General features: G+C 45.8%; 3 protein-coding genes. All 3 read left to right on the plus strand.

All coding sequences use genetic code 11. The features are described from left to right. Positions 1-338 (plus strand): hypothetical protein (locus R6242_RS22025; protein ID WP_318431006.1); only part of this gene is annotated, 338 nt, incomplete at its 5' end. Beyond that, positions 335-3,199 (plus strand): T6SS effector BTH_I2691 family protein, encoded by a 2,865-nt coding sequence (locus R6242_RS22030; RefSeq protein WP_318431008.1) that lies wholly within the window; start codon positions 335-337, stop codon positions 3,197-3,199. The genes R6242_RS22025 and R6242_RS22030, both read left to right, overlap by 4 nt. 77 nt (positions 3,200-3,276) lie before the next feature. Next, positions 3,277-4,105 (plus strand): DUF6708 domain-containing protein (locus R6242_RS22035; RefSeq protein WP_318431010.1); only part of this gene is annotated, 829 nt, incomplete at its 3' end.

The raw sequence follows: 4,105 nt of genomic DNA on the forward strand, positions 1-4,105 counted from the left end.
AGCCCCACGAAGCAGAAACCATACTTGATGCGGAGGCAATTAACCGTACTTTAGCGCAATGGTATGCCACACGATCAGCCCCCTATGCTCAGATGTTTTTAAATGCACGGCTATGGGTTAAAACGGCCAGGGAATCGGGCTGGCCGCAAATCGATGATCAACTGGCCTTTGCCCTCTATGCGGATCGATATCCGCAGTTTTGGCAGCACCCATCCATGGCCGCAATTTTTAAAAACGCCAAAGAAACTCAAACGCCTTTGAATACCGCCTTGGCTGAAATCACAGCAAGCCAATGGGATCAGATCATGCTGCACTTACCACCCAAAGAAAACCAATGACAGAGACCTGTAGAGCATGTGAAAAAAGTGGCCTGCCTATTCTATTGGTGCGCCCTTCTGTAATTGCAAACAAAGCAGATTTGCAACCACCCGGCAGTGCAAAGCTGCTTTCGCACGCCATTGCGCAAAAAGCGGCTCAGCTTGCTACGCCTAAGCAATCGCGCTATGTACTGCGAACCCTGCGCCGGGGCTATTTATATGTGTTTTATGAAACCCCGCCAGCAGGCAAAAAAGATGGCTGGGATATCTATCGGATTACGCCAGAAGGGGCGCTTTACTCTACCTCGCATCCCTCCTTTTATTTAGCAGAGCCTTTTTCTTGTAATAAATCCGGCCATTTGCATAAAGTGCGTTTGCTGACGATTCCCCAAGCTCATAAAACGGGGAAAATATGGCTGGCTTATAGCGCCAACTTATGGAATGACACGCTTAAAAAAGCGAATCAGGCCAATCCAAAAGTCATGCAATGCCTTGATGTTAAAGCCTACTTAGATAGTGGAAAAGCACCAGACAATGCGTTTGTTGCCAAGGCAGAAAGCCCAGGGAAATTTGTTGCTGAATATGCACTGCGCAATGTAAGCCCGGGCAAAGATGCGGAGCCCTACTTCCCTTTTAAAGGCGGAATAGGCGCGCTGGATCAACTGACTGGCCATATGCAGCAACTGGGCAATATGCACCCCAAGACCAAAGATAAAGGCCTTGTGTTTGCCCTGCATGACCCAGTGGCGGTTTCTGCCGAACTGAATCACTTGCGCATGCGGGCGCTGGTGAGGAAGAGTGAAGTTGCAGTCCCTTACAGGCGGGGTGTCTTATGCTCAGGCTTACTTATTGGTTTAAAAAAATGCATCGGTGATGATCATTATAAGAAGACTGGGACCACCTTACTCGATGGAGCACAAAGACGTATAGGCTCAATGAATAAAGCGCTATATGATAAAAATAAACTTAACCCCTCTTTTAGACCTAGCCTAAAAGACACTATATGGAAGCCAACTCATGCGGGGGGGCCTGTTACACCAGCAAGTATGGGAGAGGTTTATCAGCTGGAAGATGATGCACTTCGTAAGACTAAGGCTAATGAGCGTACCCAAACAGACTGGGCAAAACTAAGTACTTTTTTTGATGAGCCAAAACGTGCACAGTTTATGCTTGAGTACGATAAAAAAATGGCAGAGATGGATCAGATCATCACCTCATACGATGATGATTACGCCGCTGCATCTCAAAAAAACGTGACTGATTGTTTTGCCCTGCATTTTGATGAAAATGACCCGAACGATCCTAAGCAAACCCACCATAGTGCGGGGGCTTGCTATAGCGAGGAGGCTTTTCATGTTTACGGCGGGGGCAGCATGGGCCCTAGTAGCGCCGAGCTTGCATATCAACAGGCGCTAAAAAAAATCACCGAGCAGGATGCGGTGATGCTGCGTGCGCAGCTTTCTAATCAAAAATCAGTGTTTGAATATGTGGCCGAAGATAATCAGGCCAAAAGTTACAACCTACTCAAAGACTTACTTATGCCACAGCTTAGCCCTAAGTTTAGCTGGCTGAATGAGGCGGTCTTTGGCTTTCATCAGGGCGTTTCTACAGCACTAATTGGCGGGGCGGTTGGCTACGCAAGCGAGCACAGTAGCTTTAAAGTAATAGAAGGTAAGCTACTGGGCATGACTTTGCTTGGCCAGAATATGGAGCATATTCTGGCTGGTGTGCTTGATAAAACCAAGATCAAGCCTCGGCCCCTATTAGTCAGTGTGTTCTTGCCTTTTGACGAGGCGATTGCATTGCTTGTTAGTAAGCGTTATACGCCAAGTAAAAAACTGATGAATAGCATGCGCAATCAAAGCCTGATTGAGCTGCATGTGATAACCGATACCGATAAGCTGAAACATGCAACACAAAGCGCCACTGCATTAAAAGACGCTGAAAAAGTATCTCTGAGTATCTCGAGGCTTAATTTAACAGCAGAAGGCGTAGCGGGGATACAAAAGGTATCGGCAGAAGATTTTGGCAAAATGTTTGCGCAGCAAAGGCACGTGGCAGAGACGGCTAAAGAAGCTTTAAATAGCTTAAAAGAAAACAGCTGGCGTGGCAGTAAAGCGGTCTTTATTAAGGCAGAGGGCCGCATTGCCATCGGCTTTTTATCACTGCAAATGCTGGGCTTAAATGGCAGCCTTAAATCTTTAGCCGCTGCCAGCCCCGAAGATCAAAAAGCCTTGCGCGATGCTTGGTTCGGCATTGCCAGCAATGGCTTGGGTGCGGTTGGGGCCACCGGGGAATTAGCGGGCATTGCTGCCGCACAATTTGCGAAGCACGGTGCATTAACTATGACATTAAAAGCCATAGGTGGTTTTGCAGGCTGGGGGGCGTTATTAGTAGATTCTGCGCAGGCTTTTACTTTTGCAGGCGAACGTTTTAAGCGAAATGATATGAACTCATCATTTGCGTGGATAAGTACTAGTGCTTTATATGGCCTAGGTGGGTTCTCAGGCATGGCTGCAACAGGTGAGATGGTAGTTAGATGGATAGGCACTAGGGCCATTATTTCTACTGCAGCAGTGGCCTCTGAGGGCGTAATTGTTATTCTGGGTATGAGCTTAACTGGTTGGGGCTTGATTTTAATGGGGCTGGGTGTACTGGCATCATCCGGCTCTGCAATGCTTACGCCTACCGAGTTAGAAGATTGGGCCGAAGATTGTTTCTTTGGCAAGGTGAATAAGTTTCACACCGCTGCAGAGGAAGAAAGAGCGCTCTTGAAGGCCTTACATAAGAGCAATCAGGCCGCGCCTGAGCCTCAGTCTAAATATGATGTTAAGCAATCCCAGCGGGCAGACAAATCAGCCCCTGCCTCTGTCAAACCCTAAAGAGCTTATTATCTATGACATCAAATACCCCCTCAACCACGGCTTATCGTGTACTGAAAGGTGAATACCCGCCAGCAATGATTGATTTATCTAGTTTAGGCATTGTCACTTACCTAGATAAAAAATCGACTACACAGCAAAAAGGCAGCACGTTTAGCGAAGTCAGAAATGTTTACAAGCAAGTTATTGAGTTTGGTAATACCACAAACTATCAACGAGGCTTGTTAATGCTGTTTTCGCTGATGTCCTTTTTTGGGTTCTTTCCCGTCATGGTTTATGCTGCCTATGCGTTTACATGGTTTTTTAGTGGAGCAGGGGCAGTTCTTTTTTTTATGGCTTTGGTTATGTTTGCGTTTAGCCTTTTTGGCGTTTTTGCTACCTTTCATGGTGGCGTATATTTTCTAAGAGCTGATATGTTTTCACTTAAAAACGACAGCTTATTTTTTGATAGGAAAAATAAAAAAGTTTACCGTGTTTTTAGAAACATACCTGCCCTTATCGATTACGTTAGAAATAGCTTTAAAAAACGTAATCCATTTTATGCTTGGCCTACCGTGATTGTTGAATACGATTGGGATTCTTTAATATTTGTTTATGTTTCAAAAGTAGTGATGCTGGGGCAATTGCCATCGACGGTTCACACCCTGGGTGTGGGGATTAAAGATCCTGATTTTGCACAAAAACAAGTCGCTAAAAGTGATCATGATAAAGCCTGGGATCAAATGCTAAAGCACGAGGCAATACCAGACTTTGTTGATTTTTTTACCATTGGTAATCCACTGGTCATGAGTGAATATTCAGTGCAGGCATTATGGGCGTATCTGCATGCCTATATGGAAGAAAACGGCCCGGCTTTACCTGTTGGCGAAACTTTAGCCGAAGCTGCCCCTAATAGTTGGTGGCAAT

Origin of the sequence: Iodobacter sp. CM08 (genome assembly GCF_033446605.1) — a bacterium.
Classification (GTDB): Bacteria; Pseudomonadota; Gammaproteobacteria; order Burkholderiales; family Chitinibacteraceae; genus Iodobacter.